4 protein-coding genes are annotated in these 5024 nt (G+C 61.2%); all 4 read right to left on the reverse strand.

All coding sequences use genetic code 11. The annotated features are described in order from the left end of the window. Window positions 1–725 precede the first annotated feature (725 nt). The 4 genes from yecR to VIO10_RS09400 all read right to left on the reverse strand — a co-directional run bounded on the left by yecR (window position 726) and on the right by VIO10_RS09400 (window position 4930). Window positions 726–1265, reverse strand: coding sequence for a YecR family lipoprotein (gene yecR / locus VIO10_RS16230; RefSeq protein WP_349259239.1), 540 nt, complete (start codon window positions 1263–1265; stop codon window positions 726–728). Between the two features lie 425 nt (window positions 1266–1690). Further along, complete coding sequence (locus VIO10_RS09390; protein ID WP_331962819.1) at window positions 1691–2299, reverse strand: hypothetical protein; 609 nt, start codon at window positions 2297–2299, stop codon at window positions 1691–1693. Between the two features lie 733 nt (window positions 2300–3032). Continuing rightward, a complete protein-coding gene (locus VIO10_RS09395; RefSeq protein ID WP_331962822.1) occupies window positions 3033–4151 on the reverse strand; it encodes a hypothetical protein in 1119 nt (372 codons plus the stop codon). Then, the gene (locus VIO10_RS09400) at window positions 4151–4930 is read right to left on the reverse strand and encodes an SDR family oxidoreductase (protein ID WP_331962825.1); all 780 of its coding nucleotides are present in this window, start codon (window positions 4928–4930) and stop codon (window positions 4151–4153) included. Before VIO10_RS09400 ends, VIO10_RS09395 begins: the two co-directional genes overlap by 1 nt. Window positions 4931–5024: the final 94 nt, after the last annotated feature.

Consider the following 5024-nt stretch of genomic DNA (forward strand, 5'->3'; position numbering starts at 1 on the left):
CAGGGCTGACCTCTGCACCCAGTATTAAGGCCGCCCGCCGTTGTCGCGCGCGGTCCCTGCCAGCGGCTTAATACGGCGCTGCCGTCGCCACGGCCAGGGGTGACTCCTGCGAATTAATACTGGCCCGTCGTGCCAACGACCGCCCGCCGTTGGCGGGCGCGGCCCTTGCCAACGGGGTAATACTGCGCTGCCGTCGCCACGGCCAGGGGTGACCCCTGCGAATTAATACTGGCCGGTCGTGCCAACGACCGCGCTCCGTTGTCGCGCGCAGCCACTGCTTCGGGATGCGGCCTGACGGCCTGTTAGAATTTTTTTTGTGTCATTCTTGAGCGCAGCGAAGAATCCCGGATCTTACCTCGCCCGTTTGTCGGGAGAGGCGGCCGACCGCTTGGCGGTCGGTAGGTGAGGGTGCCGCCTCTGCGGTCGCTCACTTTTTTGTGTCATCCCGAGCGCAGCCGAGGGACCCCGGATCTTCGTCTGCCAGTGGCAAATCCGCGCGCGGAGCTTCAATAAACCAAGGGCGGGACTCGAAACCGCATGGACTTTTCGCTCCAGAGGATTTTGAGTCCTGCTCCCGGCAAACAGCATCGGTAACTATGGGTCACATCCCGCGCAAACGCGGGAGTGTCTTAGGAGGCGTCCCGGCCATAAGTTACCTATTAAAACCGATGCACGCCGATAGAACAGGCCAAGTTCAGGCCAAGTGGGACGCGCCGACCCGGTCGTCACCACTGTTCGGATTCATGCCATTGATTGCCCAAATTTGGATTCGCAACCGGAGCAGCATTCCCCGGGGCGGATGACGTTCCTTGCGCAGCAGGAGCCCCCTGAATGGTCCCGGACGCCACGGTATTTGCATTGAGGTTGATCTGCGGCTGTGCTGGGTTCGGTTGCGCTGGGGGCAAGGCGACCGGCACTCTTTGAGGAGCAACTGAAACCCCGGGAGCGCCCAAGCACTGATACTTGCGCGTCACCAGAGTGCGGAGGCAGTTGCCGTAGGCGTTGGCTGCTTCGCATTTGCTCATTGTACCGCCGAACGCCTGCGATGCTGTATATCCCCAGCCCCCGCACATCGAAGTGGCGAGGTCCACGCCTTGCTCCTCGTTGACCTGCGGTTCCTCAAACATGCCATACTCGTAGGCTAGTTCTACCGTCCCGTCGGCGCGGCTTCCACCGGTGGCGGCCCATTCCTTCTGTGCCGCGCAGCCAGCGAGGCAAATTAAGCTCGCTAAACTGCAAGCGAATATCGTAGGAGTAAAATTCACCTTGAGTTATCTCCGCAGTTGACGAGCGCGCACGCTACCCCGAGTCGAACCGATAGTCAATCTGATGGGAGGGTCTCATTCAGATATCAGCCTACCGTAGTCGCGGCGCGCCCCGCCGACTGTTCCCGGCCGCCATTTGTCGGTCGCGCCGCAGTCTGCTAACTCACGGGCTATCTGCCCAACGCGACGCCGGTCTAGTGCAAGGTCCACCGAAGACATGTCCCGCTTGCGGCTATTTGAGTCCTTCGTCAGCAACGACATGTGACTGTGGCCACGCCTTCACGTAGCAAGCCATTGAAACCGACCCCGCCGCCGCCTTCTTGCTCGCCATCCGCCCCTAATCGCGCCGCAAATCGGGTCGGCCACGAGATGGCTTCAATGGTAGCCCATAATTAGCCGCGTACCTGCGAGGGACGTTGGTGAGGCTAGTAGGTAGTACAAGTGGTACTGTTGCCCACGCTCGAACATCGCGTGGTCACAGCGTTGGCACGTGCGTCCGCTGCGGCAGCGGCACCTGCCAGAACTACGAGAGCCGCCACCAGCAGTGTACCACCGACAACCTTGCCAACCGCCTTCGCAGTTTCGCCCTGATGCTCATAGGCTTGCGCTTGTTGAAGATCAGGGAAAAACTGAGACCCGCCGCCGTTCTTGGCGAAATAACCCAGGGTGCGGGTACCTTCTCCATCTCGAACCATCATGATTTTAGGATCGTCGGTCTGCAGCAATTGATACGTCCCATCGGCCATAACCTTGCTGCCGGTAATTTGTAGACGCACGTTCGAGCAAGCGGTGTTGAGACAGAATGCGTCGATCATTCCCCCGTTAGGTTTGTGGAAGATCACCTCGTGCGGTCTCACGCGATTGGGATAAGCATCGATGATGTTTCCATTGGGATACACCGCTTCGTCATGCTCCGACTCACCATTCGCCATATCGATGTGCACGATCGCGGGTTTGGCCGCCTGCGCACATGACGAAACCAGCAAGCACATCGATAGAGCAACGGACAATGCGCCAGCTCGTCGCCTTATCATCTTGTTCCCTCCCCCTGCCGTAAGCCTGCGCAGACGGTATCAGAATCAAAACAATCTGCTGTCGTAACCATTCATAGTTACAGACAGCCTGTTAAGTGATGATGCAAACGGTACTTGCAGCAATTCCTTCTACCCGGAGTTTCCGATTTGAGTCTCCGATTCCAGCTCCCCTATAGGCCCGATGGCCTCCTTGTGCAAGCGGTCGGGGCCTTTCCTTGCGCCGCCGCCTTTTCGCGCGCCAAGTCGCCGAATCGCGACGCGGTTGTCCCTCAGCCGCGCTGGAGGCGCGGCCGTGTGTCTGTGACACCTCCCGACGGGGCGAGGCAATTCATCAGCAACAGAATTTCGGATCCGGGGTCCCTCGACTGCGCTCGGGATGACACAAAGATAACAAGCAGACGGGTAAAGTATCTCGGACGCAGAATCCTGAATCGCGCGCCCGTGGGCACGGGTAGGCGGGGGTGACCCCTGCACCCAATGTTAGGAAAGAAGGACAGGGCGCGCTGTATAATGACCCTCACCTTCATCCTCTCCCTTACAGGGCGAGGAAATTAAGCCGCAAAGCATGAGATAAAAAACACACCGCGCGGGCTCTTTCTTGATCAACCACTTCTAACAGGGACGAAGTCCCGCATCTTTGTTTTAATACCGGGTGCAGGGGTCAGCCCCTGGCCGTTGGCACGGCTGGCCAGTATTAAGGGGCGGCGCGCACAAACGCGTGTCCCGCCAACTCTTATCTTATGTATACCGGATTCGACATGATCCACAGCTTGCCGCTGCGATAGGCCTCGATTCGGTACGCGCCCGGCGACTTCGGCGCGAACTCGAGCGTCGTCGCGTTCTCGGCTGACGCCACTTCAGCGCCGTTCTGATACATCGCGATTCGATCGGCCGGCGCGGGCAGCTCGGTCTTGAGCAGGAGTCCCGGCACGAGGCGCACTTCATCGCCCATCATTGCCATCGTGTCTCCCGCGTGTGCGAAGAACGCGAACGCGCCGACGTAGCCGAGATAGTCGAAGCTCGCATACGAATGTCCGAGGCGGAGCGCCTCGAGGATCGGCGCCAAATCGCGCGCGCGCGCAATCAGATGGGTGGTGCAGAACAGAAAAAGTTGCGGTATCGTGCCGACCTTCGCACCGAGCACGTTCATGTTGTCGGGCGCGCCCATTCCCGCGAGCATCGAGACCCGCGCGCCGGCCGTCATCCGGTCGTAAAGCGCGAGGTTCGCATCGGGGCGCAGGTCCAGCCCGGACAGGAAATGATCGGTGCCGAGAAAAATCGCGCGGAAGTAGAGCGCGGTGGGATTTTGCGCGAGCCACGCCGAGCGCTGGCTGTAAACTTCCATCGCGTCCGCCAGCGCGTAGTCCGCCGACGACGCAAACTTCGCGGGGTTGGCCGCAATCGCCAGTCCGCCCTGGTCGTGAATCGCCGAAATCAAATCGTTGGGCGCCAGCTTGGGTTTGATCGGTTCGTGGAGGTTCACGCCGATTATCTCGCTGCCGCCGATTTCGAACGCTCCGCCGGGAATGAAAAGAATCTCGTTGGTGAATCCCGCGATTCCGAAGTCGGAGCCGCTTTCGCCTTGACCGGGTTGGACGCGATCGGCAAGAAAAATGAAATCGATTTGCGCAGCCTTGGCCAGGTCCGCGATTCCCGATTGATCCATCCCCGACGTTTTGATCGGCAGGTCGATGATTCCGCGGTAGTCCTGAAAGCCGGGAAACTCCGGCGCTTCCGAGACGAACCGTGCCGGCGGAAGATCGGTGCTCGGCAGCGGCGCACTGCATCCCGCGAGGACCAGCGCCGCGACAATCGGGAAGCAGAATCGCAAGCAGAAGCGCAGCCGCATCATCAGAGGATCGATCGCCCCTGCGCGCCGTCCACCGGGATACTGGCGCCCATAATCCAGCTTGCGCGCGGCGACGCGAGCATCACGACCGCGTACGCGACTTCCTCGGGACGGCCCAGCCGCCCGGCCGGCATCTCATGGCCGATGAAATCCTTCTCGAAGGCCGGGTTGTCGCGAAAGCGCCGCTCCCAGTTTCCGCCGGCCGTGAGTATCGAGCCGGGAGCGATCGTGTTGACGCGGATATTTTTCGGCGCGTACTCGCGCGCGAGCATCTTGGTGAACGAATGCAGCGCCGCTTTCGACGCGTTGTAGGTGAGCGGCCCGCCCGACTCGCGCCCGTAGATCGAGCCGATATTGATGATCGCGCCGCCGCCGCGCTTTTCCATGTGCGGGGCGCACAGGCGAGCCAGCCGCACCGGCGCGAACAGGTTCAGATCGAATTGCTCCTGCCACGCCGACTCGGGGATTTCCGCGAGCGCCCCCGGCCGCGCCGCGCCGGCATTGTTGACCAGTACGTCGATTCCGCCGAATTTTTTCAGTGTCTCCTCGACCCACCTTTGCGCATTCTCGGCCTTGGTAACGTCGCCGGCGAATCCCATCGCCGGCCGCGGCGCCGAGCCGGTCTGCGTCAGCGCGGCGACTGCTTCGGTCAGCGTCCGCTGGGTTCGCGCGCATACGCTGACGCACATCCCCTCGTCGGCGAGCGCGTGAGCCATCGCGCGGCCCAACCCGCGACTGGCGCCCGTCACCATCGCGACTTTTCCGGTCAAACCCAAATCCATCTCGAAGCTCCTTATGTACGCATCGCGCTCTCAGTCACCCCTGGCCGTGGGCACGAGCAGGGGTGACCCCTGCACCCAGTATTAAGGCCGCCCG

Origin of the sequence: Candidatus Binatus sp., assembly GCF_036567905.1 — a bacterium.
Lineage (GTDB): Bacteria > Desulfobacterota > Binatia > Binatales > Binataceae > Binatus.

What these genes read in the sequence shown, in the direction of transcription:
- VIO10_RS09390 (WP_331962819.1), bottom strand. Translation starts at nt 2,299, where the DNA reads ATGATAAGGCGACGAGCTGGCGCATTGTCCGTTGCTCTATCGATGTGC.
- VIO10_RS09395 (WP_331962822.1), bottom strand. Translation starts at nt 4,151, where the DNA reads ATGATGCGGCTGCGCTTCTGCTTGCGATTCTGCTTCCCGATTGTCGCG.
- VIO10_RS09400 (WP_331962825.1), bottom strand. Translation starts at nt 4,930, where the DNA reads ATGGATTTGGGTTTGACCGGAAAAGTCGCGATGGTGACGGGCGCCAGT.